Source organism: Devosia sp. J20-27, from assembly GCF_055808595.1.
The window spans coordinates 1,126,708-1,150,204 of the sequence record NZ_CM147875.1; the positions used below are offsets into that span (position 1 = coordinate 1,126,708).

General features: G+C 66.0%; 26 protein-coding genes and 1 riboswitch. Of the genes, 14 read left to right on the forward strand and 12 right to left on the reverse strand.

Annotated features, from left to right (window positions below; genetic code table 11):
- Window positions 1–6: 6 nt before the first annotated feature.
- Entirely contained in the window at window positions 7–660 is a 654-nt protein-coding gene (gene ccmB, locus AC0L4C_RS05530; RefSeq protein ID WP_473402625.1) for a heme exporter protein CcmB, read from the reverse strand.
- A complete protein-coding gene (ccmA, locus tag AC0L4C_RS05535; RefSeq protein WP_473403457.1) occupies window positions 657–1,262 on the reverse strand; it encodes a heme ABC exporter ATP-binding protein CcmA in 606 nt (201 codons plus the stop codon). The genes ccmB and ccmA overlap by 4 nt, the downstream gene beginning before the upstream one ends.
- 216 nt (window positions 1,263–1,478) lie before the next feature.
- Here ccmA and acnA point away from each other — a divergent pair, with 216 nt between their 5' ends.
- The 3 genes from acnA to AC0L4C_RS05550 all read left to right on the forward strand — a co-directional run bounded on the left by acnA (window position 1,479) and on the right by AC0L4C_RS05550 (window position 5,581).
- Entirely contained in the window at window positions 1,479–4,235 is a 2,757-nt protein-coding gene (gene acnA, locus AC0L4C_RS05540) for an aconitate hydratase AcnA (RefSeq protein ID WP_473402626.1), read from the forward strand.
- A gap of 166 nt (window positions 4,236–4,401) precedes the next feature.
- Window positions 4,402–5,130 (forward strand): DUF1223 domain-containing protein, encoded by a 729-nt coding sequence (locus AC0L4C_RS05545; protein WP_473402627.1) that lies wholly within the window; start codon window positions 4,402–4,404, stop codon window positions 5,128–5,130.
- A gap of 79 nt (window positions 5,131–5,209) precedes the next feature.
- Entirely contained in the window at window positions 5,210–5,581 is a 372-nt protein-coding gene (locus AC0L4C_RS05550) for a hypothetical protein (protein ID WP_473402629.1), read from the forward strand.
- A gap of 121 nt (window positions 5,582–5,702) precedes the next feature.
- On the opposite strand, the gene AC0L4C_RS05555 is transcribed toward AC0L4C_RS05550, so the two are convergent.
- Genes AC0L4C_RS05555 through dapF form a run of 4 tightly spaced genes read right to left on the reverse strand, consistent with a single transcriptional unit; the run spans window position 5,703 to window position 9,902 of the window.
- A complete protein-coding gene (locus AC0L4C_RS05555) occupies window positions 5,703–6,353 on the reverse strand; it encodes a septation protein A (protein ID WP_473402630.1) in 651 nt (216 codons plus the stop codon).
- Window positions 6,353–7,759 (reverse strand): signal recognition particle-docking protein FtsY, encoded by a 1,407-nt coding sequence (ftsY, locus tag AC0L4C_RS05560; protein ID WP_473402632.1) that lies wholly within the window; start codon window positions 7,757–7,759, stop codon window positions 6,353–6,355. The genes AC0L4C_RS05555 and ftsY overlap by 1 nt, the downstream gene beginning before the upstream one ends.
- Window positions 7,759–9,024, reverse strand: coding sequence for a tRNA (N(6)-L-threonylcarbamoyladenosine(37)-C(2))-methylthiotransferase MtaB (gene mtaB, locus AC0L4C_RS05565; RefSeq protein ID WP_473402633.1), 1,266 nt, complete (start codon window positions 9,022–9,024; stop codon window positions 7,759–7,761). The genes ftsY and mtaB overlap by 1 nt, the downstream gene beginning before the upstream one ends.
- A complete protein-coding gene (gene dapF, locus AC0L4C_RS05570; protein ID WP_473402634.1) occupies window positions 9,024–9,902 on the reverse strand; it encodes a diaminopimelate epimerase in 879 nt (292 codons plus the stop codon). Before dapF ends, mtaB begins: the two co-directional genes overlap by 1 nt.
- Window positions 9,903–10,167: 265 nt before the next feature.
- On the opposite strand from dapF, the gene AC0L4C_RS05575 reads away from it, so the two are divergent.
- Genes AC0L4C_RS05575 through AC0L4C_RS05585 form a run of 3 tightly spaced genes read left to right on the forward strand, consistent with a single transcriptional unit; the run spans window position 10,168 to window position 13,527 of the window.
- Window positions 10,168–11,355 (forward strand): GNAT family N-acetyltransferase, encoded by a 1,188-nt coding sequence (locus tag AC0L4C_RS05575; protein WP_473402636.1) that lies wholly within the window; start codon window positions 10,168–10,170, stop codon window positions 11,353–11,355.
- The gene (locus tag AC0L4C_RS05580) at window positions 11,352–12,296 is read left to right on the forward strand and encodes a cupin-like domain-containing protein (protein WP_473402637.1); all 945 of its coding nucleotides are present in this window, start codon (window positions 11,352–11,354) and stop codon (window positions 12,294–12,296) included. The genes AC0L4C_RS05575 and AC0L4C_RS05580 overlap by 4 nt, the downstream gene beginning before the upstream one ends.
- A gap of 25 nt (window positions 12,297–12,321) precedes the next feature.
- Entirely contained in the window at window positions 12,322–13,527 is a 1,206-nt protein-coding gene (locus tag AC0L4C_RS05585) for a GNAT family N-acetyltransferase (RefSeq protein ID WP_473402638.1), read from the forward strand.
- Here the strand turns inward: AC0L4C_RS05585 and AC0L4C_RS05590 are convergent.
- Entirely contained in the window at window positions 13,514–14,377 is an 864-nt protein-coding gene (locus AC0L4C_RS05590; RefSeq protein WP_473402639.1) for a carbohydrate-binding family 9-like protein, read from the reverse strand. The two genes, AC0L4C_RS05585 and AC0L4C_RS05590, sit on opposite strands and share 14 nt — an antisense overlap.
- Before the next feature lie 294 nt (window positions 14,378–14,671).
- On the opposite strand from AC0L4C_RS05590, the gene ffh reads away from it, so the two are divergent.
- Genes ffh through trmD form a run of 4 tightly spaced genes read left to right on the forward strand, consistent with a single transcriptional unit; the run spans window position 14,672 to window position 17,952 of the window.
- Window positions 14,672–16,276: a signal recognition particle protein gene (ffh, locus tag AC0L4C_RS05595; protein ID WP_473402640.1), complete on the forward strand. Its 1,605-nt coding sequence runs from the start codon at window positions 14,672–14,674 to the stop codon at window positions 16,274–16,276.
- A gap of 40 nt (window positions 16,277–16,316) precedes the next feature.
- A complete protein-coding gene (gene rpsP, locus AC0L4C_RS05600) occupies window positions 16,317–16,718 on the forward strand; it encodes a 30S ribosomal protein S16 (protein WP_473402641.1) in 402 nt (133 codons plus the stop codon).
- A 2-nt stretch (window positions 16,719–16,720) separates the two neighbouring features.
- Window positions 16,721–17,281: a ribosome maturation factor RimM gene (gene rimM / locus AC0L4C_RS05605; RefSeq protein ID WP_473402642.1), complete on the forward strand. Its 561-nt coding sequence runs from the start codon at window positions 16,721–16,723 to the stop codon at window positions 17,279–17,281.
- The gene (gene trmD / locus AC0L4C_RS05610; RefSeq protein WP_473402643.1) at window positions 17,278–17,952 is read left to right on the forward strand and encodes a tRNA (guanosine(37)-N1)-methyltransferase TrmD; all 675 of its coding nucleotides are present in this window, start codon (window positions 17,278–17,280) and stop codon (window positions 17,950–17,952) included. The genes rimM and trmD overlap by 4 nt, the downstream gene beginning before the upstream one ends.
- Window positions 17,953–17,956: 4 nt before the next feature.
- Here the strand turns inward: trmD and AC0L4C_RS05615 are convergent, their stop codons facing one another.
- The 3 genes from AC0L4C_RS05615 to AC0L4C_RS05625 all read right to left on the reverse strand — a co-directional run bounded on the left by AC0L4C_RS05615 (window position 17,957) and on the right by AC0L4C_RS05625 (window position 19,520).
- The gene (locus AC0L4C_RS05615; RefSeq protein ID WP_473402644.1) at window positions 17,957–18,556 is read right to left on the reverse strand and encodes an SCO family protein; all 600 of its coding nucleotides are present in this window, start codon (window positions 18,554–18,556) and stop codon (window positions 17,957–17,959) included.
- A 1-nt stretch (window position 18,557) separates the two neighbouring features.
- A complete protein-coding gene (locus AC0L4C_RS05620; protein WP_473402645.1) occupies window positions 18,558–19,100 on the reverse strand; it encodes a copper chaperone PCu(A)C in 543 nt (180 codons plus the stop codon).
- A 72-nt stretch (window positions 19,101–19,172) separates the two neighbouring features.
- A complete protein-coding gene (locus tag AC0L4C_RS05625) occupies window positions 19,173–19,520 on the reverse strand; it encodes a hypothetical protein (RefSeq protein WP_473402646.1) in 348 nt (115 codons plus the stop codon).
- An 85-nt stretch (window positions 19,521–19,605) separates the two neighbouring features.
- Window positions 19,606–19,795, forward strand: a riboswitch (cobalamin riboswitch).
- 37 nt (window positions 19,796–19,832) lie between these two features.
- On the opposite strand from AC0L4C_RS05625, the gene AC0L4C_RS05630 reads away from it, so the two are divergent.
- From AC0L4C_RS05630 to AC0L4C_RS05645, 4 genes are all read left to right on the forward strand, one after another.
- Entirely contained in the window at window positions 19,833–20,375 is a 543-nt protein-coding gene (locus tag AC0L4C_RS05630) for a HupE/UreJ family protein (protein ID WP_473402647.1), read from the forward strand.
- A 163-nt stretch (window positions 20,376–20,538) separates the two neighbouring features.
- Complete coding sequence (gene rplS, locus AC0L4C_RS05635; RefSeq protein WP_473402648.1) at window positions 20,539–21,105, forward strand: 50S ribosomal protein L19; 567 nt, start codon at window positions 20,539–20,541, stop codon at window positions 21,103–21,105.
- Between the two features lie 117 nt (window positions 21,106–21,222).
- Complete coding sequence (locus tag AC0L4C_RS05640; RefSeq protein ID WP_473402649.1) at window positions 21,223–21,825, forward strand: hypothetical protein; 603 nt, start codon at window positions 21,223–21,225, stop codon at window positions 21,823–21,825.
- 66 nt (window positions 21,826–21,891) lie between these two features.
- Window positions 21,892–22,701: an MBL fold metallo-hydrolase gene (locus AC0L4C_RS05645; protein ID WP_473402650.1), complete on the forward strand. Its 810-nt coding sequence runs from the start codon at window positions 21,892–21,894 to the stop codon at window positions 22,699–22,701.
- 113 nt (window positions 22,702–22,814) lie between these two features.
- Here AC0L4C_RS05645 and AC0L4C_RS05650 read toward each other — a convergent pair whose 3' ends face one another.
- Both AC0L4C_RS05650 and AC0L4C_RS05655 read right to left on the reverse strand, forming a co-directional pair.
- The gene (locus AC0L4C_RS05650; protein WP_473402651.1) at window positions 22,815–23,102 is read right to left on the reverse strand and encodes a 4a-hydroxytetrahydrobiopterin dehydratase; all 288 of its coding nucleotides are present in this window, start codon (window positions 23,100–23,102) and stop codon (window positions 22,815–22,817) included.
- A gap of 64 nt (window positions 23,103–23,166) precedes the next feature.
- The gene (locus AC0L4C_RS05655) at window positions 23,167–23,484 is read right to left on the reverse strand and encodes a hypothetical protein (protein ID WP_473402652.1); all 318 of its coding nucleotides are present in this window, start codon (window positions 23,482–23,484) and stop codon (window positions 23,167–23,169) included.
- Between the last annotated feature and the right edge of the window lie 13 nt (window positions 23,485–23,497).

Here is a 23,497-nt window from a genome sequence, read left to right on the forward strand (position 1 = left end):
AGCGGTTTAGTCCTCGCCCGCACGCAAGGCAAGCGCGGCAAACAGAGGCGAAAAGGCGCAGGTCAGCAGGCTGATCGCGGCAAGGAAGATGATGGCCTGTGTGCTGCCGAGGCCGGAAATGGCGCCGACCCCGAAGATCAGCACCGGCACGCAGAGCGGCAGGATGAGCACCGGGGCAATCAGGCCGCCGCGCTTGAGGCTGACCGTCACGGCGGCCCCCAGGGCGCCGAAGCCGACCAGTGCCGGCGTGCCGACGAGCAGCGACAGCACGGCGTTCAGCCAGTCGGTCATCGACATCGACAGCAGCACGGCAAGGATCGGCGAGGCGAGGATCAGCGGCAGGGCGGTCAGCAGCCAGTGGGCAATCAGCTTGGCGCCGACCAGGGCCTCGAGCGGCAGCGTGGAGTGCCGGAAGAGCCGCAGCGAGCCGTCCTCCTCGTCGGTCCGGAACAATCGGTCGAGGCCGAGCAGCATCGAGAGGAATGCCGCGATCCAGACAATGCCCGGCGCCAGCCGGCTCAACTGGGCCGAGTCGGGGCCGATGGCAAAGGGCACGACAACGCCGATCATGACGAAGAACAGCACCAGCGTCAGCGCTTCGCCGCCGATACGGGTGGCGAGGCGCAGGTCGCGGACGATGATGGCGGCAAAGGCTCTCATGGGGCCGCCAGCGTCAGGGTGCGCACATTGGCGGGCGGCGGCACGTGGATGTCGTGATGGGTGGCTGCCACGGCGATGCCGCCGCGCTTGAGATGCGCATCGAGCAGGCGCAGGACCAGCTGTTCGCCCTCGGCATCCAGCGCCGAAGTCGGTTCATCGAGCAGCCAGATCGGCCGGTCGGCGACCAGCAGGCGGGCCAGAGCCAGCCGCCGCGTCTGCCCGGCCGAAAGATGTCCGGCTTCCAGCCCGGCGATATGTGCGAGGCCCGCTGCTTCGAGCGAGGGGGCCACGAGGGCGCGGTCGCCGGCGAAGAGATCGGCCCAGAATTGCAGGTTTTCCGCGACGGTCAGCCGTGCCTTGATGGCGGACTGGTGACCCAGCAGGTGCAGGTCAGTCCCCGGCCGGTCGTCCTCGCCGCGGCCGGTCACGGCCACGCTGCCGGCCTCCGGGCGGACGACGCCGGCGAGAGCCAGCAGCAGGGTGGTCTTGCCGACGCCATTGGGGCCGCGCAGCAGCAGCAGTTCGCCTGGCGGCACGGCAACATCCAGCCCGGTGAACAGCAGGCGCTCGCCACGACGGCAGCTCAGGCCCGATACGGTGATCGTCCTTGGCGGCAGGGCGTTGCGGGGGCCGGGTGCGGGCTTCATGGGCTAGAACTCGTATTGAACCAATGAGGAGGCTGGCAAGCGCGAATTTGTTTCTCTATAAGCGCCGTAGATTGGAGTCTTTCCAATCAAGCCCCTCTGCCCGCACCGGCCAGAAGTCCGGCCCGGCGCGCGGGTTGCGGGCGTTTGCAACGCTAGCGACAGGCACCGCACGTGACCAAATCCCTCGACAGCTTCAAGTCCAAGTCCACCCTGACCGTCGGGGGCAAGGACTATGTGTATTTCTCGCTCGTGGAAGCAGAGAAGAACGGGCTGAAGGGCATATCGCGACTGCCCTACTCGATGAAAGTCGTGCTGGAGAACCTGCTGCGCTTCGAAGACGGCGTCACCGTCACCAAGGCCGATATCGAGGCCGTCGCCGAATGGCTGAAGACGCGCAAGTCCGACCATGAGATCAGCTACCGCCCGGCGCGCGTGCTGATGCAGGACTTCACCGGCGTTCCGGCAGTTGTGGATCTGGCGGCCATGCGCGACGCCACCGCCAAGCTCGGCGCCGATCCGCAGAAGATCAATCCGCTGGTGCCGGTCGATCTGGTCATCGATCACTCGGTGATGGTCGATAGCTTCGGCTCACCCATGTCGTTCGGGCAGAACGTCGATCTCGAGTATCAGCGCAACGGCGAACGCTACGAATTCCTGCGCTGGGGCCAGAAAGCCTTCGACAACTTCCGCGTCGTGCCGCCCGGCACCGGCATCTGCCACCAGGTCAACCTCGAATATCTGGCGCAGACCGTGTGGACCAAGACCGAGGATGGCGAGACCATCGCCTATCCCGACACGCTGGTCGGCACCGACAGCCACACCACCATGGTCAATGGCCTGGCCGTGCTCGGCTGGGGCGTCGGCGGCATCGAGGCCGAGGCCGCCATGCTCGGCCAGCCGATCACCATGCTGATCCCGGAAGTCATCGGCTTCAAGATGAGCGGCAAGATCAACGAAGGCATCACTGCCACCGATCTGGTGCTGACCGTCACCGAAATGCTGCGCAAGAAGGGCGTGGTCGGCAAGTTCGTCGAGTTCTACGGCCCGGGCCTTGATTACCTCAGCCTCGAGGACCAGGCGACGATCGCCAACATGGCCCCCGAATACGGCGCCACCTGCGGTTTCTTCCCCATCGATCGCGACACGCTCGATTATCTGCGCACCTCCGGTCGCGCCGCCGAGCGCGTGGCGCTGGTCGAGGCCTATGGCCGCGCCCAGGAGATGTTCCGCGAGACCGCGACCGCCGACCCGGTGTTCACCGACACGCTGGAACTCGATCTCTCCACCGTCGTGCCGTCGCTGTCGGGCCCCAAGCGTCCGCAGGACCGCGTGGCGCTGCCCGACGTGGCCCGGAAATTCTCCGAGGCGCTGGTCGAACTCGGCGGTGGCCGCAAGGACCGCACCGCCGTCCCCGACAGTTCCGCCGAGAGCCGCTATGTCGACGAGGGTGCCACCGGCGTCGATGACATCCCCGAAGAGGCCGCCTTCCCGGTCAAGGGTGCCGACTACGGGTTGCATGACGGGCATGTGGTGATCGCCGCGATCACCTCGTGCACCAATACCTCGAACCCCTCGGTGCTGATCGCCGCGGGTCTGGTGGCCCGCAAGGCCCGGGCCCTCGGCCTGCAGTCCAAGCCGTGGGTCAAGACCTCGCTGGCACCGGGCTCGCAGGTGGTCACCGACTATCTCGATGCCGCCAACCTGACCGACGACCTCAATGCCCTAGGCTTCAACCTCGTGGGCTATGGCTGCACTACCTGCATCGGCAATTCCGGGCCGCTGCCGGAAGCCATTTCCGAGTGCATCAATGCCAATGACCTGGTCGCGGCTTCGGTGCTGTCGGGCAACCGCAATTTCGAAGGCCGCGTGAACCCCGACGTGCGGGCGAACTATCTCGCCTCGCCGCCGCTGGTGGTGGCCTATGCCATTGCCGGGTCGCTCAACGTCAACCTGACGACCGATCCGCTGGGCATCGGCAAGGATGGCAAGCCGGTCTATCTCAAGGATATCTGGCCGACCAACACGGAGATCGCCGATCTCGTCCGGACCCATATCACGCCGGAAATGTTCCTCGGCCGCTACTCGGACGTGTTCAAGGGCGACAAGCACTGGCAGGGCATCGCCGTCGAAGGCGGCGAGACCTATGGCTGGAACTCGTCCTCCACCTATGTGCAGAATCCGCCCTATTTCGAGGGCATGTCGATGACCCCCGAGCCGGTCACCGACATCAAGGATGCCCGCATCCTCAGCCTCTTCCTCGACTCGATCACCACCGACCACATCTCGCCGGCCGGCTCGTTCAAGATCGGTACGCCGGCAGGCAAGTATCTGAGCGAGCGCCAGGTGGCGCCGAAGGATTTCAACTCCTACGGGGCCCGTCGCGGCAACCACGAAGTGATGATGCGCGGCACCTTTGCCAATATCCGCATCAGGAACCAGATGGTGCCGGGCGTCGAAGGCGGCTTCAGCAAGGCGCCCAACGGCGAGACCGTGGCGATGTATGACGCGGCCATGGAATACCAGAAGACAGGTACGCCGCTGGTGGTGTTCGCCGGCAAGGAATACGGCACCGGCTCGTCGCGTGACTGGGCGGCCAAGGGTACCCGACTGCTCGGTGTGCGCGCCGTCATCGCCCAGAGCTTCGAGCGTATCCACCGCTCCAACCTGATCGGCATGGGTGTGCTGCCGCTGCAGTTCACCGAGGGACAGAGCTGGCAGACGCTGGGGCTGGATGGCAGCGAGGTCATCTCCATCGAGGGTCTCACCACGCTGACGCCGCGCTCGACCGTGACGGTCAAGATCGTTCACGCCGACGGCCGCGTCGACGAGGTGGCCACCCGCTGCCGCATCGATACCGTCAACGAGCTCGAGTACTACCAGCACGGCGGCATCCTGCAGTACGTGCTGCGCAATCTCGTCGCCGCATAGGCCGACGACTGCCAAGGTTCTGCGATGGCGGCCTCCGGGCCGCCATTGTCGTTTGAGGGCTGCGCCCCGGCGATGCGCGCGGTGCCGTCGGCGCAGTTTTCCCCGATCACATGGTCACACGCCAATTTGACTCGCCAGTGCGCCGGCGCGTGCCTAAAAGATCAGCATGTTTTTGCGCCCTGTTATCGCCATTGCCCTTCTCGGCCTTGCCACGCTGTCGCCAGCCCTGGCCGGCGAGACCCGCGCGAAGTCGAAGGCCGTGCTCGAGCTCTTCACTAGCCAGGGCTGTTCATCCTGCCCGCCCGCCGATGCGCTGCTCGAAAAGATGAGCGAGAACCCGGACTACATCGCGCTCGCCTATCACGTGGACTACTGGGACTATATCGGCTGGCCCGACACCTATGGCGCCAAGGCCAATTCCGACCGGCAGCGCGACTATGCCGCCAGCTGGGGCTCGTCGCGCATCTTCACCCCGCAACTGGTGGTCAATGGCGTCAAGAGCGTGGTGGCGTCGCGCCGGGCCGAGGTCGAAAGCGCCGTCGGTGCCACCGGGCTGCACCTGCCGATCGATCTGACCACCGCCGGCGACATGCTCGAAGTGTCCGTCGCCGGCGATGACGACATGGAAGAGGCGGTCGTCTGGCTGATCACATTCATCGATCGCGCCGAGGTCGATATCCAGCGCGGCGAGAACAAGGGCAAGAAGATTGCCTATACGCAGATCGTCACCGGCCGCCAGGCCGTCGGCATGTGGGAGCCGCAGTCGGGCGCCCGGTTCAAGCTGCCGCTTACCGAGGTGCTGCCCGAAGGCTCGAACGGCGCCGTGATCATGATCCAGCAGGAACGCGACCATCTCCCCGGCCGTATCCTCGGCGCCGCCAGTTACACGCGCTAGACCTTCCGGAACCCCTGTTGTTGCTTGTGCGTTGAGTCCCAGACGCCCGTTGTTGCGGGCACACAAAGGGAGACAAGCCATGCAGGATTTTTTGCGCAGCGTTCATGAAGGCATGAAGGTCTACGACGCCCGGAACCACGAGATCGGCAAGGTCGATTGGGTGCAGTTCGGGGCCGACGATCCGTCCACGCCGGAGCTGGAAGCGACTTCCATCGAAGGCATGGAGCAGCCGCAAAACCACAGCCTGATGAATGATCTGGCCGAGGCCTTCCGCGCCGACGAGGTGCCCGAGGTGGTGCACGAAAAGCTGATGATGCAGGGCTTTATCCGGCTCGATGCCGACGGCATCTTTGCCGCCGACCGCTATATCATGCCCGACCAGATCAGCAGCGTCAGCAACGACAAGCTGACTTTGAAGGTCGAAAAGTCCGACCTGATGAAGACCCACTAGCTGTCAGCTTTTAGCCTTCTCCCCTCAGGGGAGAAGGTGGCGCCTTGGCGCCGGACGAGGGGTGCGATGCGTCAGCACGCGCCCTTCCTCAGCTTGCATTCCACGACAGCAAGAGCCTGCCTCAGGACGCCGTTGCTTCCGGCTCCGGGTCGGGTGCGTATTTCTGCAGTATCGGCAGCTGCAGCATGGAAAAGACCACCGTCAGCGGCATGATGCCCCAGACCTTGAACGACACCCAGTAGTCGGGGAAGGCGCGCCAGACGACTTCATTGAGCGCCGCCAGCACGAAAAAGAAGATGCCCCAGCGCAGGGTCAGCACCAGCCAGCCCTGCGGCTTGAGCTTGTAGACCTCGCCGAACACATATTTGAGCAGCGACTGGCCGAACAGCAGTCCGCCCAGTAGCACCGTGCCGAACAGCGCGTTGACGATGGTGGGCTTCATCTTGATGAAGGTGGTGTCCTGGAAGACGAAGGTCAGCGTGCCGAACACGGCCAGCACCACCGCCGTCACCACCGGCATCACCGCAATCCGCTTCAACAGCAGCCAGCTCAGCAGCAGCGAGATGGCCATGGCCACCATGAAGAAGGCGGTGGCCGGATAGAGCGGATCGTCAAAGCCCTGAAACAGCGGAATGGTGTCGATCAGCTTCTGGCCGAAGGCATTGGCGACGAAGAAGACGATCAGCGGCCCCAGTTCCAGCGCCAGCTTGAGCAGCGGCGCCTTCAACTCGCTCCAGTTGACTTCTTCGGACTTGTCGGTCGCTTCGGACATCAGTTGGTCTTTCCGGCAATGGCTTCGGCAAAATCGCGGGCAGCGAACGGCTCGAGGTTGTCGACGCCTTCGCCGACGCCGATGAAGTGCACCGGCAGCCCGAACTTCTGCGCAATGGCCACAAGAATGCCGCCGCGCGCTGTGCCGTCCAGCTTGGTCATGACAATCCCCGTCACCCCGGCACGCTTGCCGAAGATTTCGACCTGATTAAGGGCATTCTGCCCGGTCGTCGCGTCCAGCGTCAGCAAAGTTGCGTGAGGCGCTGAGGGATCGACCTTCTTGATGACGCGGATGATCTTTTCGAGCTCGTTCATTAGCTCGTCGCGGTTGTGCAGGCGTCCGGCGGTATCGATCAGCAGCACATCGCTGCCTTCGGCCCTGGCGCGGGTCACCGCATCGAAGGCGAGGCCCGAGGCATCGGCGCCGGCCGGCTTGGTGACGACCGGCGCGCCGGTCCGTTCGCCCCAGACCTGCAGCTGCTCGATGGCAGCCGCACGGAAGGTATCGCCGGCGGCCAGCATCACCTTCTTGCCCTGCGCTGCATAAAGGCTCGAGAGCTTGCCGATGGTGGTGGTCTTGCCGGTGCCGTTGACGCCGACCATCAGGATGACGAAGGGCTTCGGGCCGGCCGCGATCTCGATCGGCCGCGCCACGGGGTCGAGCACCTTGACGATTTCGGCGGCGAGCACCTCGCGCACTTCCTCGGTCGAGATGTCGCGGTCAAAGCGGTCGCGGCGCAGCGTGTCGGTGACCTGGATCGCCATTTCCAGGCCGAAATCGGACTGGATCAGGATGTCCTCGAGGTCCTCGAGCATGGCGGCGTCGAGCTTTTTCTTGGTGAAGACCGAGGTGATATTAGTGGTGAGCTGATCGGAGGAGCGCTTGAGCCCGCTGGCCAGCCGCTGGAACCAGTTCAGCTTGCGTGCCGGTTCGGCGGCTGCCGCCGGCGTGCGCTCGATATAGTGGGGGGTCGCTTCGGGCGGCCCGGCCGGCGGCTCGGAGTTCGGCACGCCTTCGATGCTGCCGCCCGCGTTGTGCAGCGCCTCGACCAGCGCCAGTTCCTCATCTGCCGGCAAGACCAGCGGGTCGGCTTCGACGATGTCGTCGAGGATGATGTCGGCCTCGAGCTCGTCGGCAACGCTGGGCTCGGCCGGTGTCATCTCTGGCTCGCCGACTGGCGCCTCGGTCTCGGGGGTGATGGCAACGCCGGCATCGTGCAGGGCTTCGACCAGCGCCAGTTCCTCGTCCGCCGGCAGCACCAGCGGATCGGCCTCGACCACGTCATCGAGCAGGATGTCGGCTTCGAGATCCTCGGCAACCGTGTGCTCGGGGGCGGGCGCCGGATCGGGGCGGGGCGTCTCTCCGCCAAACAGGCGCTGGAAGAAGCCCTTTTTCTTTTCGGCCATCAGGCTGCTGTCCTTACCGCTTCGCCAATCAGGCCGTCGTCGGCGGTGCCGGTGACCCTGGCTGCAATGATCTGGCCAGGCGCAAAGCCCGGCACCGCGATCGGCATGAACTGCTCGGTGCGGCCCATGCCTTCGTGCTCGACCAGCACGTTCTCGATCAGCCCGAGGCGCGACTGGCAGAGCGCGTCCACCCTGGCACGGCCGGCGGCGCGGAGGATGGCGGCGCGCTCGCGGGCGATCCCGCGGTCGACCTGCGGCATGCGCGCGGCCGGCGTGCCGGGGCGCGGGCTGTAGGGAAAGACGTGGAGATAGGTGAGGCCGGCCTCGTTGACGATGTTGAGCGTGTTCTCGAACATCTCGTCGGTTTCGGTCGGGAAGCCGGCGATGATATCGGCGCCGAACACCATCTCGGGCCGCAGCGCGCGCAGCTTGCCGACCACCTCCAGCGCTTCGTCACGCGAGTGGCGGCGCTTCATGCGCTTGAGGATCATGTCGTCGCCCGACTGCAGGCTCAGATGCAGATGCGGCATCAGCCGCAGGTCCGATGCTATGGCGTCATAGAGAGCCGCGTCCGCCTCGATGGAATCGATCGAGGAGATGCGCAGGCGCGGCAGCTCGGGCACGTGCCGCAGGATCGACTGCACCAGCTTGCCGAGCGTCGGGGCGCCCGGCAGATCAGGTCCATAACTTGTGATATCGACGCCGGTCAGCACCACTTCGCGGTAGCCGTTGCCGACCAGCTTCTTGATCTGCTCGACCACGGCGCCCATCGGCACCGAGCGCGACGGGCCGCGGCCGAAGGGGATGATGCAGAACGTGCAGCGATGGTCGCAGCCGTTCTGCACCTGCACGAAGGCGCGCGCCCGGCCGTCCATGCCCTCGATCAGGTGACCGGCGGTTTCCCGCACGCTCATGATGTCGTTGACCTGCACCTTGTCGTTGAGCGGCACGCCGAAGGCCATCGGCTGGTAGCTCTCGGCCTTCATCTTGTCGTTGTTGCCGATGACGAGATCGACCTCGGTCATGTCGCCGAAGGTGCGGGCCTCGGTCTGCGCGGCGCAGCCGGTGACGATGATCTTGCGGTCCGGATTGTCGCGACGGGCCTTGCGGATCGATTGCTTGGCCTGGCGCACGGCCTCGGCGGTGACGGCGCAGGTGTTGATGATCAGCGCGTTGTCGAGCCCGGCCTTTTCGGCCTCGCCCTTCATCACCTCGGACTCATAGGCATTGAGGCGACAGCCGAAGGTGAGTGTTTCCACGCCCATCAGGCGACGTCCTGCCGGTGCTGCGACCAGCTGCCGGTGGCCGGATCGAAGCTGCCGGCAAACTCAAGTTCGGCCGGTCCGGTGAGCAGCACGTGGTCGTCATCCCGCCACTCGATCAGCAGGTCGCCGCCGGGCAGGGTCACCGTGGCTTGGCGCGCGGTGCGCTTGGTACGCACGCCATTAACCAGCGCGGCACAGGCGGCGGTTCCGCAGGCCTGGGTAATGCCGGCGCCGCGTTCCCAGGTGCGCAGGATGATGTGATCGGGCGCTACCACTTGCGCCACCGAGATATTGGCGCGTTCGGGGAAGATCGGATGGTTTTCGAGCAGCGGCCCGAAGCGGTCGAGCGCGTAGTTCCAGACGTCGTCCTCGACCCAGAAGGTGGCGTGCGGATTGCCCATCGAGGCGACCGAGGGCGTATGCAGCACCGGCGCGTCGATCGGCCCGACCTGCAGCTCGATGCCGGTGGTGTCGTAGAATTCCTCGGCCAGCGGGATGTCCTGCCAGCCAAAGCGCGGCACGCCCATGTCGACGGTGATCTGCCCGTCGGGGCGCTCGTCGCCGGTCAGGATGCCGGCCAGGGTCTCGAAGACGAAGTTCTTGTCGCCGGTCTCGGCGGCCAGCGCCTGCACGACGCAGCGCATGCCGTTACCGCAGGCCTGGGCCAGCGAGCCGTCGGAATTGATGATCTCGATATAGCCGAAGGTGCCGGGCGTGCGCGGGTCATGGATGGCCATGATCTGGTCGAAGCGGGTCGCCGGATCGGCATTGATCGCGATGGCGGCGGCCGGCGTCACCCGGTCGGCACGGCCGCGCATGTCGGCGACGATGATTTCGTTGCCGAGCCCGTTCATCTTGAGGAATGGGGCGCTGCTCATTGTGGCCTCCAGGGGCCAGAACCGGGTTTCGTTCGCGCCTATATGGCGCAAGGCAGTCCAAATTGCCAGTGGCCGGGGTCCCGGGTGGATTTTAGTCGATTCAGATTCAATTGAGCATAACCGGCTGAAAGCCCCGGCTGCCGGGCTTCACGGCAGCTTAACCAGAAACAGCGGTCGTCGCCGACGCGGGCAATAAACGCGCTAATCTGATGCAGTTATCTCACCACCAGACCAAGCCACTATCTGGGCAGGGATATGCGGACGCATGCAACAGGCACTATCGGGCATTGAGGGCGGGTTTTCCGGCGCGGCGGTTTCGCCTGCGTCGACGCGCGCCCAGCTCATGCCCTTCGCCGCCATCCTGCGGATCCAGTGGAACAGCCTCGCTGCCCGGCCGCTGGAGGCGAACGGCTTTCTCGATCCCGGCTTCGTGCTCAGCTCCGCCGCCCATGCCCGCAATGGCGCCGGCGGCCAGGCCCTCACGGCCTATTCCGCCCAGGGGCTCAGCGGCCTGCTGCCGGTCACCAGTGCGGCGCGCGCCCTGAAGCTGCCGATCCCGGTGCTGGTGGCGACGCAGCCCTATAACGTGCTCAGCACGCCCCTGCTCGACCCCACCGATCCCGTCGCTGCCGCCGGCGGGCTGATCGATGCGGCGGCGTCACGCGTACCGCTGCTGGTCCTGCAGACCGTGGCGCTCGAAGGTCCGGCCCATGCGGCGCTGCAGGCGGCGCTGGCCGCCCGCGGGCTGACGGCCGTCACGGACAATGTGCATGCCCGGGCCGTGCTCGCCACCACCGATCTCGACGACGAGACCTATCTGCGCTCCGGCCTCGGCTCGAAAAAACTCAAGGAATTGCGGCGCCAGGGCCATCGGCTGGCCGATGAGGGCACCGTGGCCTTTGCTGTGGCCAGTGCCCCCGACGCGGTGGCACCGGCGCTGGAGCGGTTCCTGGCGCTGGAAACGCGCGGCTGGAAGGGCCAGCGCGGTACCGGCCTCAGCCAGGATGCGGGCGACGCGCAATTTGTCCGGGCCATGGCTGCCGACCTGTCCGCCCGCGGCAAGTTCGAAGTTGCCGAGCTGACGCTCAACGGCACCACCATCGCCTCGGGCCTCGTGCTGCGGCAGGCCGACCGGGCGCAGTTCTTCAAGATCGCCTATGACGAGACGCTGGCGCGGCTGTCGGTGGGCGTGCAGCTGACCCTCGAGATGACGCGGCGCTTCATCGCCGATCCGACGCTCAATTTCGTCGACAGCACGGCCAGTGCCGAACACCCGATGATCGACCATGTCTGGCGCGAGCGCCTGACGGTGGGCGACCTCTATATCCAGACCCGCGCCGGTGACGCGGTGGGTCCGGCGCTCGGCAAGCTGATCCGCCTGCGCCACGACGCCCGCAACCATGCCAAGCGCCTTTATCATTCCGTCCGCAATCGATTGGAGAAGAAGTCATGACCTCAGTCCTGACGGCCGACAGCGCGGCCTTTGAATCGCAGTTTCCGCTCAAGCCCTTCCGCATCAGCCACGCCCTCGCGGGTGACCCGCGCCTCGAGCTGCCGGCCATTCTCGAGCTGGTGAAGTCGCTGCCGCGCGACCGCATCGAATATAATTCGGGCAAGGTCGCCGTCAACCAGGACGCCGCCTCGACGCCGCTGGTCGATCTCAGCCCCGAGGAAGTCGTCGCCAATGTGCAGACGGCCGGCGCCTGGATGGTGCTCAAGCGCATCGAACACAACCCGGTCTACAGGGAGCTGCTCGAGCAGGCGCTGATGTCGGTGGCCAAGGCGCAGGGCTTTGCCTCGCTCAAGGCCGCCGGTTTCACCGACGTGCAGGGCTTTCTGTTCGTCTCCTCGCCGGGATCGACAACGCCGTTCCACCTCGACAGCGAGGATAATTTCTTCGTCCAGGTGCATGGCGACAAACAGTTCTCGATCTACGACAACGAGGATCGCAGCATCGCCAATGAAGACACCATCGAGTACGCGATCACCAAGCATCGCAACATCAAGTATGCCGAAAGCTTCGAGCCGCGCGCCATGCACAACAAGCTCAAGCCGGGCGAGGGCGTGTTCGTGCCCTATCTCTGGCCGCACTGGGTCAAGACCTTCGACAGCTACTCGATCTCGGTCGCCATCACCTGGAAGACCCGGGCGGTGAACCGCCGCAACGACATCTACCAGGTCAATGCCATGCTGCGCGATCGCGGCCTGCCGCAGCCGGCGCCGGGCGTGCAGCCGCTGGCCGACGAGGTCAAGCTGGCGGCCTTCCGGGCGCTGAAGCTGGTGGTTGATCCGCTGCGCAAATCGGAAGGCTTCCGCCGCTGGATCCGCGGCCTCGTGCGCGGCAAGGACGCCAACTACTACTACAACGCCACCAAGCCGAAGAAGGCGCAGTAGGCCGGACACCCGGCTGCGAACGCACATGTCCAGCCTCGCCCTGCAACCCGCAACCGTCGCCCCCGTGCCGGAGCTCCTCGATGAGCTTCGGCTGATCGTCGATACCCTTGTCGACACGGCCCCGGCGCCGTTGCGGCTCGAGGTGGTCGATACCCTTGCGGCGGCTGAGCCGACCTGGCGGGCCTTCGAGGCCCACGCGGTCATCTCGCCCTATCAGCGGTTCGACTGGATCGCGCAGCTGCTGGCGGCGCGCGGGCCCCGCGGCCGCATCGCCATCGCCTTCATCTACGAGGGCAGCAAGGTCGTCGGCCTGCTGCCGCTCGAAATCACCAGCCGTCTCGGCGTCAGGGCGGCACGGCTGATCGGCTGGGATTTCAGCAATGGCGACTGGATGGGTATCGATCCCGCCGTCGCGCATCGCCTCGACCGGGCGACGCTCGAGGCCTTGCTGGCCGAGCTGTCGCGGCAGACCGGTGCCGATTACCTGGCGCTGCATAGCCAGCCCGAACGCTGGCAGGACGTGCCAAACCCGCTGCTGGCGCTGCCGCACCAGCCGGCGCCCGATCATTTCTATGTCGCGCCGCTGTTAGTCGACCGGCTCACCGCCAAACGGCACCGCAATATCGAGCGCGGCCGCCGCCGGCTGGAGGAAGCGCTGGGGCCGGTGCGCATGGAGCGGGCGACGACACCCGACGCCATCGACGCCGTGCATGCCGAGTTCCTGCGGCAGCGCGATATCCGGTTCCGGGAAATGGGCGTCGCCAATGTCTTTGCCGAAGACTGGATGCAGCGCTTTTTCCGCGATGCGGCGCGGCGCGGGCTCGATCAGACCCAGCCGGTGCTGGTGCTGCACGCCCTCTATGCCGGCGAGCAGATGGTCGCCACTTCGATCGGCAGCGTCTCGGGCCAGCATTACGCCCAGTACATCAACTCCACCACCGAGGGTCAGGCCGCCAAATACAGCCTGATGGGGCTGCTGATGCTGCTGCTGGTTGAGGACCTGCGAGCCGACGGCATCACTTCGATGGACATGGGACTGGGCGATTTCGACTACAAGCTGGACTGGACCGACCAGCAGACATCCTATGATACCGTCATCGCGCTGACGCCGCCCGGCCGCTGGGCCGCCCGCCTGCTGCAGGGCCTGCGCAACGCCAAGCGCACCATCAAGCGGCAACCCCGTCTCTGGCGCCTCGCCACCGCCATCCGCTCCTGGCTCAACCGCCGCTAGGCTCGGGGGTCGCCGTTTCGCTGCCGACCTCGGCGGTCGAAAAATGGATATAGGGAAAGAGCTCGGGAATGTGCGAATCCCAGACGCCGTGGGCGCTCCAGGCCCAGCCACCCGAATCCTCGGCAGGTTTCGCCTCGCGATAGGTATTGAAGCGCGAAAAATTCATGCGCCAGGTGTCGCCGTGGCGCGGCGGCAGGGCGCGGCCGTCGCCCCTGGCCAGCCAGTCCATGCCCGACCAGGGCAGGGCGATCTCGGCGGTCCAGCCGCGGTCGCGGTCGGTATTGTCGTTGATGGTGCCGTCCACGGCCACGGCGCTGCGGACGCCCGGCAGGTCCCAGTTGAAAAAGCCGAGGCGCGGGCCGCGCGGATGGGTGGTAAAGCCCACGCCGTTCCACGGCTTGGCGCCCGGGGCGTTGCGGGCAAATTCCGCGGCGGCGCTGAAGCCGCCGCGCTCATAGGCGTCCTCGAACAGGAACAGCGCCTCGTACATCGTGCCCAGGGCGTTGATCTCGAATTCGTAGTAGGCGTCCTGGCCGGCAATGAAGAGCTCGACGTCGTTCTCGGTCCAGATCAGCGCATCGCGCTCGGTCAGCGTCGCCTCGACAAACGGCTCTTCCACCCAGAAGCCGACATAGAGATAGGCATCGTCCCAGAGCACTGCCGCCCGGGTGTCGTGGATCGTCGGCCGGCCGGTGATCAGATCGACAAAACGCGGCGAGCGCGGCGCCAGCCGCCAGCTGGCCTCGTCGAGGCGGCCATCGATGCGCAGCGGCTCGGGGGCACGAAAAGCGGTGTAATGCGCAATGCGCTCTTCCGGCCAGGGAAAGGGGGATGGCTGTGTGGTGGTCATGCGGGCTCGCCTCGTTGCTCCCCCGCTTATGTCCGCAAAAGGCAGAGTCTGCCAACAGCTGACCCGCTCCGGAGAGGGCGTTGGACCTGCTTTTCCTTGACTCTGCCGCGCTTCCTCTCTAGGTCAGCAGCCAATTCATCAGGTTCAAACGCCTGACGCCGACCGGGACCCGCAAAGGTATAAAGAGATCCCGGAGGCAAACACCCGACAGCGCGCTGCGCTCTCGGGTGTGTTTTGCGTTTGGCTTCTTGGACACTACATCCCGGTGACCACCGCCGGGACAGGGAACGGAATATGTTTGAAAGCCTAAGCGATCGCCTTGGCAAAATCTTCGACGGCCTGCGGGGCCGTGGCGCACTCAGCGAGGCGGATACCGACGCCGCGCTGCGTGAGGTCCGCCGCGCGCTGATCGAAGCCGACGTGTCGCTCGAGGTGGTTCGGGCGTTCGTCGAGCAGGTGCGCGAACGCGCCGTCGGCGCTGAAGTGACGCGCTCGGTGACGCCGGGCCAGCAGGTGGTCAAGATCGTCCACGACGAGCTGGTCAAGGTGCTCGGCGAGACGCAGGTGCCGATCGATTTCAACACCACGCCGCCCATGACCATGCTGATGGTGGGCCTGCAGGGCGCCGGCAAGACCACGCTGTCGGCCAAGCTCGCCAAGCGGATGAAGGAACGTCAGGGCAAGAAGGTCCTGATGGCCTCGCTCGACAATCGCCGTCCCGCCGCCAAGGAACAGCTGCGCGTGCTCGGCGAGCAGGTGGGCGTCGATACGCTGGCGATCATTGCCGATGAAGCGCCGCTTGAGATCGCCCGCCGCGCCCAGCGCGAAGGCAAGCTGGGCGGCTATGACGTGCTGATCCTCGATACGGCGGGTCGCACCCATATCGACGAAGAGCTGATGGATGAGACGGCCGCGATCAAGGCCGCCACCGATCCGCATGAAATCATCCTCGTGGTCGATTCGCTGACCGGCCAGGACGCCATCAATGTGGCGCGCTCGTTCGACAGCCGGCTCGATGCCACCGGTATTGCGCTGACGCGTGTCGATGGCGATGGCCGCGGCGGCGCGGCGCTGTCGATGCGGGCCGCCACCGGCAAGCCGATCAAGCTGATCGGGACCGGCGAAAAGATGGATGCGCTGGAGGATTTCCACCCCAGCCGCATCGCCGACCGCATCCTCGGGATGGGCGACATCGTCTCGCTCGTCGAAAAGGCCGCCGAGAACGTCTCTGCCGAAGACGCGCAGAAGATGGCCAAGAAGCTCAAGAAGGGCTCCTTCGATCTCGACGACCTGCGCAACCAGCTGCTGCAGATGAAAAAGATGGGCGGCATGGGCGCCCTGATGGGCATGATGCCGGGCATGGGCCAGATGAAGAAGGCCATGGCCGGGGTCAATGTCGACGAGAAGGTGTTCGACCGGCAGGTCGCCATCATCAACTCGATGACCCGGAAGGAACGCGCCAATCCCGAGCTGCTCAACGCCAAGCGCCGTATCCGCATCGCCAGCGGTTCGGGCACGCGGGTCGAGGACGTCAACAAGCTGATGAAGCAGCACCGCCAGATGGCGGACATGATGAAGAAGGTCAGCAAGGGCGGCATGGGCTCGCTGGCCGGCATGTTCGGCGGCAAGATGGGCGGCATGATGCCCGACATGGGCAATATGCCCAGCCCCGAGAACATGGATCCCAAGGAACTGGAAAAGCTGGCGCGGCAGATGGGGATCGACCCCGCCTCGATCCCGCAGCAGGGCGCTCCGCAAAAAGATCTCTCCGACAAGCTGCCGACCGATGTCGGCAAGCTCCTCAAATCCGGCGGTTCGGGACTTCCCGGCCTGGGTGGCGCCGCGCGCTTCCCCGGCCTTCCCGGGCTCGGCGGCGGCTTCGTGCCGAAGAAAAAGTAGTCATTTCAACTCAACAGAACTCAACGCAAGGACTGAACCTATGTCGCTCAAACTCCGCCTCGCCCGTGCCGGCACCAAGAAGCGCCCCTATTACCATGTCGTCGTGGCCGATGCCCGTTCGCCGCGCGATGGCCGCTTCATCGAGCGCATCGGCACCTATGATCCGCGCCTCGCCGACAAGTCGGCCCGCGTGACCCTGGTCACCGAGCGCGTGCAGCACTGGCTCGGCGTTGGCGCCCAGCCGACCGACCGCGTCGCCCGTTTCTTCGATGCCGCCGGCCTGCTCAAGCGCGCCCCGCGCAACAACCCGGAACGCGCCGTGCCGGGCAAGAAGGCCACCGAGCGCGCCGAAGCCAAGGCCAAGGCTGCTGCTGATGCGGCCGCCGCCGCTGCGGCTCCGGCGCCCGCCGAGGCCCCGGCCGAAGACGCTGCTGCCGAGTAAGCATGGCGACCAGCGACACTTCGCGAAAACTGCTCATGGGCCGCATTGGTGCGGCCCATGGGATCAAGGGCGAGGTGCGCATCCAGTCCTATACCGAGGATCCGCTGGCGATCATGGACTACGGCGTGCTGTCGACCGGCACGCCGGGCCAGGGCATCGAGATCCTCGAGGCGCGGACCACCACCAATGTGCTGGTGGCCCGCATCAAGGGCGTCAGCGACCGCACCGGGGCCGAAAAGCTCAACGGCACCGAACTCTATATCGACCGCGATCTGCTGCCCGAGATCGAGGACGAGGATGATTTCTATCACGCCGATCTGGTGGGCCTCAGGGCCCAGCTCGCCGATGGCACCAGCCTGGGCGAGGTGATGGCGGTGCCCAATTTCGGCGCCGGCGACCTGCTCGAACTGCGCGACAAGGCGAGCGGGGAGACCCGCTTCATCCCGTTCACCAAAGACGCCGTGCCCGAAGTGCATATCGCGGCGGGCTACGTGGTCATCGTGCCGCCCGTCGAGGTCGAGGGCGAGGTCGCGCCCGGCGCGGACACGTCCGAGCCCTCATGAGCTGGCGCGCCGACGTCATCACGCTCTTCCCCGATCTCTTTCCCGGACCGCTGGGCGCGTCGGTGATCGGTCGCGGCATGGCCGACGGCGCCTGGTCGTTGCACGCCACGCAATTGCGTGATTTCGCCACCGACCGGCATCGCACCGTCGACGATACCCCGTCGGGCGGCGGCGCCGGCATGGTGCTCAAGCCCGATATTCTTGCGGCCGCGATTGATGCCGTGGCCGACGAGCGCCCGAAACTCCTGATGAGTCCGCGTGGCCGGCCGCTGACCCAGCAGCGGGTGCGCGAACTGGCGGCGGGCCCGGGGGCGATCATTGTCTGCGGCCGCTTCGAGGGTGTCGACCAGCGGGTCATCGAGGCGCGCGAGCTCGAGGAAATCTCGATCGGCGACTATGTCCTCGCCGGTGGCGAAGTGGCGGCGATGGCGCTGATCGAGGCGGTGGTGCGCTTGCTGCCGGGCGTGCTCGGTGCCGCCGAAAGCCATGCCGACGAGAGCTTTGAGGACGGGCTGCTGGAATATCCGCACTACACCCGGCCGCAGGTCTTCGAGGGTCGCGAGATCCCGGCGGTGCTGACCTCGGGCGATCACGGCAAGATCGAGAAGTGGCGCCGGGCCGAGAGCCTGAAGCTCACGACGGCCCGGCGGCCGGACTTGCTGGACAAATAGTCCGCTACACCTTGGCAAGCAGCTTGCGGATCTTGCCGACAGCGGTGGCCTGATCCTCACCATAGGCGATGGTGCCCTCGAACTCGCCTCTGGCATTGATCAGATAGACCGAAGCGGTGTGGTTCATGGTGTAGTCGTCCGGCGACTGCCCCTCGACCCGCTCGGCCACGGCGCCCCAGGCCTTGACGATCTTGTCGATCTCGGCCGGCTTCCCGGTGACGCCGATGATACGGTCCGACACCCACGAGACATAGTCGCCCAGCATTTCGGGCGTGTCGCGCAGCGGATCGACGGTGATGAAATAGGCCTGCAGCGGGCCGGCGGCATCGCCCAGTTCCTCGAACCAGCCGGCCATCTCGCCCATCGTGGTGGGGCAGACGTCGGGGCAGTGGGTATAGCCGAAAAACAGCAGCGAGGGATGGCCGACCAGCATGGTCTGGTCGATGGCCTGGCCGCGCTGGTCGACGAGGGCATAGCTGCCCCCGCCGATGCCGGCACCCGCCTTGGGCGGCGCGAAGACGAAGAGGATCGTCGCCGCAACCGCCGCCAGCACCACGGCGATCCAGAGTCCGAGCCGGACGCGGGCGAGTGTCGTGCCTGTCATCTCAGCCCCCGTGGCCGGCATGGTCCATGGCCGGCCCCTTGGCCGCCATGCCTGCCACCGACAGCTCGATCTCGACCGTACCGGCCTTTTCGAAGGTCAGCGTCACCGGCACCGTTTCGCCCTCGACCAGTGCCTGGTTGAGGCCCATGAACATGATGTGCAGGCCGCCCGGCGCCAGCGTCACCGTCTCGCCGGCGGGGATGTCGATGCCGCTCTCGAGCTGGTTCATCTTCATGACGTCGCCCTCCATCTTCATCTCGTGCAGCTGGGTGACCTCCGCGACGGGCGAGCTGGCGCCGATCAGCCGGTCGGCTTCCGCCCCGGCATTGTGGATCGTCACATAGCCGCCGCCCACCGGCGCGTTGGGGAGGGTGGCGCGGGTGAAGCCGCCGGTGATGGTGAGATCGCCCAGCGTCACTTCGGGCGCCATCTCCATGGCCACGGTCATCGCCGTCGTAGCGGCAGTGTCTTGGGCAGAGGCAGGGGCGGCGAGCAGCGCCAGCCCGGTAGCCGCGAGAGCGGCCAGTGTCAGTTTGGTAAGCATGTCAGTCTCGTTCTGTTGGCCGCAGCTCCCCGGAGTCCGGGCGCGGCGTTTGATCTCAAAGCAGGTTTCGGATCAGGCCAGAACGGGCGGGCCGCGCGCAGTCTGCGGGCCGACATAACGGTCGGGCAGGCTGAGGACGGGCAGGGCGCCATAGGTGAAGGCGGTAACGGCGCAGGGGCCCAGCGGCACCTGCGTGGGCGCCGGCAGGTCGGCTATGCCAACGCGGCAGGCATGACAGGGCGCATGCCTGGACGTCTCGTCGTCGAGCGGCGTGCCGCAGAAGCCGAGCGTCGAGGCGATGGCGAGGACGTCGCCCGGCGCCGCCTGCACAGCCACAGGCTGGTGCGCGAAATTGAGGAAAAGCAGCGCCAGCACGCACAGGGCGCGCAGGATCTCCGCAATTGTCCTCTTGGGGCTCATGGCTGCTCTCATAGCTGACCGCCTGCACCCTCGTCATGCGACAAATGCGTCGAAGCTTCATTGATCTTGCGCAAGCTTCCTGACAGAACTGACGCATGAAGACGGTGCGCGGGGGCAGCAAACCCTCCGCGTGAAACGGGAAGCAGGCGAACACCCTGCGCCGCCCCCGCGACTGTAACGGGTATCTCCTCCAGCGTGCCACTGGTTTGCGACTGGGAAGGCGGAGAGAGATACAAGCCCGGAGCCAGGAGACCGGCCGTCTTTGCAACGCAACCCGGATTGCGGGACGGTGGGTCCCGCAAAGGAGAAAATATGCGCCTCAAACTGGCTTTCGCCCTTCCTCTCGCCCTGCTGCCCTCCGCCGCCTTCGCCCATAGTGGTGCCGGTCAGGCCCATGATCTGCTGCATGGCATCCTGCACCCGCTGGCCGGCTTCGATCATCTGCTAGCCATGCTGGCCGTCGGCGTCTTCGCCGTCGCGCTGGGCGGACGTGCCCTGCTGGCCGTGCCGCTGGCCTTTGTCGGCATGATGACCGCCGGCTTCCTGCTCGGCACTGCCGGCATCCAGCTGCCCTTCATGGAACTGGTGATCGGCGCCTCATCGCTGGTGATCGCCGGTGCCGTGGTCTTCGGCCGGTCGATGAAAACCGCCGCCGCTGCCGCGCTGGTCGGCGTCTTTGCCGTCTTCCACGGCGTCGCCCACGGTGCCGAACTGCCGCTGGGCGCTTCGGCCTGGCAGTTCGCCCTCGGCTTTGTCGCCGCCACAGCTGCCCTGCATCTGGCCGGGATCGCCGCGGCCATGCTGGTCACGCGCCTCGCCCGCCGGTCGCCGGCACAGGTCGCAGACAAGCTCTAGCCCCTAGACTCCGGGCCTCACTTGCTCTATACGCGCGCTCGCTCCCCTCACTGGGGGCGAGCCAATAAGCGCATACAACAATCCGTGCAAAAACCAAGACCGGGCGGTCAGTCCCACAAGGGCTGGCAAAACGCTCCTTTGAAAAGATCAACGGAAGACGACAATGAACATCATCGAACAGCTCAATAAAGAGCAGTACGACGCGCTGACCGCCAAGGCACCGCGTCCCGACTTCACCCATGGCGATACCGTCAAGGTGTGGGTCAAGATCCGTGAAGGCGACAAGGAACGCCTGCAGGCTTACGAAGGCGTGGTCATCGCGCGTTCGGGCACAGGCATCATGGAAAGCTTCACGGTCCGCAAGATTTCCTACGGCGAAGGCGTGGAGCGTGTGTTTCCCATCCTGTCGCCCAATGTCGATCGCATCGAAGTCCTGAAGCGCGGCAAGGTCCGTCGCGCCAAGCTCTACTACCTGCGCGACCGTCGCGGTAAGTCGGCCCGTATTTTCGAGTCGACCTCGTCGCGTACCCGCAAGATCGAAGCCGGGGAGCGCGAATCCGCTCTCGAGGCCAAGAACGCCCGCGAGGCTGAGAAGATCGCTGCCGCCGAGGCGCTGGCCGCCGAGCTCGCGCAGAAGGAAGCTGAGGAAGCTGCCGCCAAGGCCGCTGCCGAGCAGGCCGCTGCTGCCGAGGCTCCCGCCGAAGCCGCCGCCGAGCCGAAAGCCGAATAATTCAGGGGCGTCCGTCGCCCCTGACGCTGACATTCAGCTGAAAGCCTGGCCCCCGCAAGGAGGTCAGGCTTTTCTGTCTTGAGCACCCACCAGCCGGACCTGAGGAGAGCCGCCCTGATGTCGACTGCCGAAACCCGCGCCGAAACAGCCGCTTCGCTGCTGCGGCAGGCCGGCCTGCTGCTGCACCGGAGCGGATTGTTCCGCCTGCTCGAGGAGCGTTTCGGCAAGGTCAAGATTACCGGCAGCGCCGGCTATGACCTGATGGTGTGGCGCGATATCGACATTCACATGCCGGTCGAGGCCTCGGCCTGGGCCGACTGGGCCTATCTCCTCTCCGAGATTGCCCGGCAGCTCCAGGATGCGGGCCTGCAATTGCACCGCGCCAATTATCTCAACGACTATGTCGACCCGCACCCGCTCGGCGCCGGGCTCTACTGGGGCCTCGAGTTCCGCGACCATGACGGCCAGGCCTGGAAGTGCGATCTCTGGGGCTGGGACCCGTTCGATTTCGCCATCCGCGAGGCCCGCGACGAGAGCCTGCGGCTCGACCTCAGCCGCTGCGACCGCGACCTGATCCTCCGCCTCAAGACCGAGGCACGCGCGCGCGACGACTACTATGGCGTCGTGATCAGCAGCTTCGACATCTACCAGTTCGCCATCGCCGGTGCCGGCAGCACGCTGGACGAGCTGGAAGCCTGGAAGGGTGTGCAGGAGGCGTAAGCTTTCAGGACTACGCGGGAGGTGTATTCTTGGCTAGAAATGCCAAGATCTCCACGAGGGCGCATCATGCAATCGTTCTTCTGCACCACCTGCGGCACCGGATTTCCGCCGTCGGACACACCGCCGCAACACTGTCCGACCTGCGCCGACGAGCGGCAATATGTGAATGCGGCGGGGCAGAGCTGGACCACGCTGGCCGAGTTGCAGGCCAACCACAGCAGCGACATCCGCGAGCAGGAGCCCGGGCTCTGGGGGATCGGGGCAACGCCGGGCATTGCCATCGGCCAGCGGGCGCTGGTGATCGCGCAGCCGGGCGCCGGGGTGATGTGGGACTGCACGCCGCTGGTCACCGACGCGGCCATCGCAAAGGTCAAGGCGCTGGGCGGGGTGCGGGCCATCGCCATTTCGCATCCGCACTTTTTTGCCGCGATGAACGAGTGGAGCGTTGCACTTGGCGGCGTGCCCATCGTGCTGCACGAGGCGCTCAGGCCGCACGTGGTGCATGAAGGCCCGAACGTCACCTACTGGTCGGGCGAAACGCACGACCTGGGCCAGGGCGTCACGTTGGTGCGCGGCGGTGGCCATTTTACCGGCAGCACCTATCTGCATTGGGCCGATGGCGCCGGTGGCAAGGGCGTGCTGATGACGGCGGACACCATCATGGTGGTGCCCGACCTCCGCTGGGTCAGTTTCATGTATTCTTATCCCAACCTCATTCCGCTCCCCGCCCGCGAAATCCGGCGCCTCGTGGCGACCACCGAACCCTTCGCTTTCGACCGGATCTATTCGGCCTGGTGGGACCGGGTGATGCAAAGCGACGCCAAGGCCCGCGTCGCCGCCTCGGCCGAGCGCTACATCACGGCCATTACGGGGTAGCCGGCGGCGACGCCGGCACGGGCAGCCACCCGGCCACCCCACCGGTCACCGAGAGGCCTCATCCTGAGCCTGTCGAAGGACGAGGCCGGGCCGCTCCCTGCGGAACAGCAGCGTCACACCAGCTTGTCGATGGCCGCTGCCAGCTGCACGTCCTTGTCCGTCAGCCCGCCGGCATCATGCGTCGACAGTGTGATCGACACCTTGTTGTAGGCATTGCTCCAGTCGGGATGATGGTCGGCCTTCTCGGCCAGCAGGGCGACGCGCGCCATGAAGCCGAAGGCTTCCGAGAAGTTTTTGAACTTGAAGTCGCGCCCGATCGCGTCCTGCGCCGCGTCAAAGCTCCAGTGTGGCAGCCGGGCGAGTGCGGCGGTGCGATCCGTAGCGTCGAGCCGATTGGCCATGGCGTTCCTCCTCCTCCTCAGCTCGTCGCCAGCGCTGCGGCCGGCGGCGAGTGTCTGGTGCAGCCTACGCCGCCAGGCCGGCGGCGTCACCCGGGATGATCCGCGTCACCCGCCCGCGCTCGATGCCCTCGGCGTCACGATAGGCAATCACGCCCGGTTCCACATCGATCTGCCAGGAGGCGCTGGGGCCATCGGCCCAGTCGACGTGGTAGCCGGTCTCGGTAATGGCCCAGCTGCCGGTGCGGCGCTTGCCATCGGGCATCAGCATGCCGGCCGCGTCCGTGCCATAGTAGATGGCGAACTCGGTGTTCGGCCCAACCTCGAGATAGTGCGTGGTGCCGGTCAGCAGCAGGTTGAGCGACGATTTGTCAGTGATAACCATGGGCTTCTCCTTT

Excerpts from the sequence above, each read along its gene's own strand:
- ccmB (WP_473402625.1), bottom strand. The coding sequence starts at position 660 with ATGAGAGCCTTTGCCGCCATCATCGTCCGCGACCTGCGCCTCGCCACC.
- AC0L4C_RS05545 (WP_473402627.1), top strand. The coding sequence starts at position 4,402 with ATGTTTTTGCGCCCTGTTATCGCCATTGCCCTTCTCGGCCTTGCCACG.
- AC0L4C_RS05550 (WP_473402629.1), top strand. The coding sequence starts at position 5,210 with ATGCAGGATTTTTTGCGCAGCGTTCATGAAGGCATGAAGGTCTACGAC.
- AC0L4C_RS05555 (WP_473402630.1), bottom strand. The coding sequence starts at position 6,353 with ATGTCCGAAGCGACCGACAAGTCCGAAGAAGTCAACTGGAGCGAGTTG.
- ftsY (WP_473402632.1), bottom strand. The coding sequence starts at position 7,759 with ATGGCCGAAAAGAAAAAGGGCTTCTTCCAGCGCCTGTTTGGCGGAGAG.
- mtaB (WP_473402633.1), bottom strand. The coding sequence starts at position 9,024 with ATGGGCGTGGAAACACTCACCTTCGGCTGTCGCCTCAATGCCTATGAG.
- dapF (WP_473402634.1), bottom strand. The coding sequence starts at position 9,902 with ATGAGCAGCGCCCCATTCCTCAAGATGAACGGGCTCGGCAACGAAATC.
- AC0L4C_RS05575 (WP_473402636.1), top strand. The coding sequence starts at position 10,168 with ATGCAACAGGCACTATCGGGCATTGAGGGCGGGTTTTCCGGCGCGGCG.
- AC0L4C_RS05580 (WP_473402637.1), top strand. The coding sequence starts at position 11,352 with ATGACCTCAGTCCTGACGGCCGACAGCGCGGCCTTTGAATCGCAGTTT.
- AC0L4C_RS05585 (WP_473402638.1), top strand. The coding sequence starts at position 12,322 with ATGTCCAGCCTCGCCCTGCAACCCGCAACCGTCGCCCCCGTGCCGGAG.
- AC0L4C_RS05590 (WP_473402639.1), bottom strand. The coding sequence starts at position 14,377 with ATGACCACCACACAGCCATCCCCCTTTCCCTGGCCGGAAGAGCGCATT.
- ffh (WP_473402640.1), top strand. The coding sequence starts at position 14,672 with ATGTTTGAAAGCCTAAGCGATCGCCTTGGCAAAATCTTCGACGGCCTG.
- rpsP (WP_473402641.1), top strand. The coding sequence starts at position 16,317 with ATGTCGCTCAAACTCCGCCTCGCCCGTGCCGGCACCAAGAAGCGCCCC.
- rimM (WP_473402642.1), top strand. The coding sequence starts at position 16,721 with ATGGCGACCAGCGACACTTCGCGAAAACTGCTCATGGGCCGCATTGGT.
- trmD (WP_473402643.1), top strand. The coding sequence starts at position 17,278 with ATGAGCTGGCGCGCCGACGTCATCACGCTCTTCCCCGATCTCTTTCCC.
- AC0L4C_RS05615 (WP_473402644.1), bottom strand. The coding sequence starts at position 18,556 with ATGACAGGCACGACACTCGCCCGCGTCCGGCTCGGACTCTGGATCGCC.
- AC0L4C_RS05620 (WP_473402645.1), bottom strand. The coding sequence starts at position 19,100 with ATGCTTACCAAACTGACACTGGCCGCTCTCGCGGCTACCGGGCTGGCG.
- AC0L4C_RS05625 (WP_473402646.1), bottom strand. The coding sequence starts at position 19,520 with ATGAGCCCCAAGAGGACAATTGCGGAGATCCTGCGCGCCCTGTGCGTG.
- AC0L4C_RS05630 (WP_473402647.1), top strand. The coding sequence starts at position 19,833 with ATGCGCCTCAAACTGGCTTTCGCCCTTCCTCTCGCCCTGCTGCCCTCC.
- rplS (WP_473402648.1), top strand. The coding sequence starts at position 20,539 with ATGAACATCATCGAACAGCTCAATAAAGAGCAGTACGACGCGCTGACC.
- AC0L4C_RS05640 (WP_473402649.1), top strand. The coding sequence starts at position 21,223 with ATGTCGACTGCCGAAACCCGCGCCGAAACAGCCGCTTCGCTGCTGCGG.
- AC0L4C_RS05645 (WP_473402650.1), top strand. The coding sequence starts at position 21,892 with ATGCAATCGTTCTTCTGCACCACCTGCGGCACCGGATTTCCGCCGTCG.
- AC0L4C_RS05650 (WP_473402651.1), bottom strand. The coding sequence starts at position 23,102 with ATGGCCAATCGGCTCGACGCTACGGATCGCACCGCCGCACTCGCCCGG.
- AC0L4C_RS05655 (WP_473402652.1), bottom strand. The coding sequence starts at position 23,484 with ATGGTTATCACTGACAAATCGTCGCTCAACCTGCTGCTGACCGGCACC.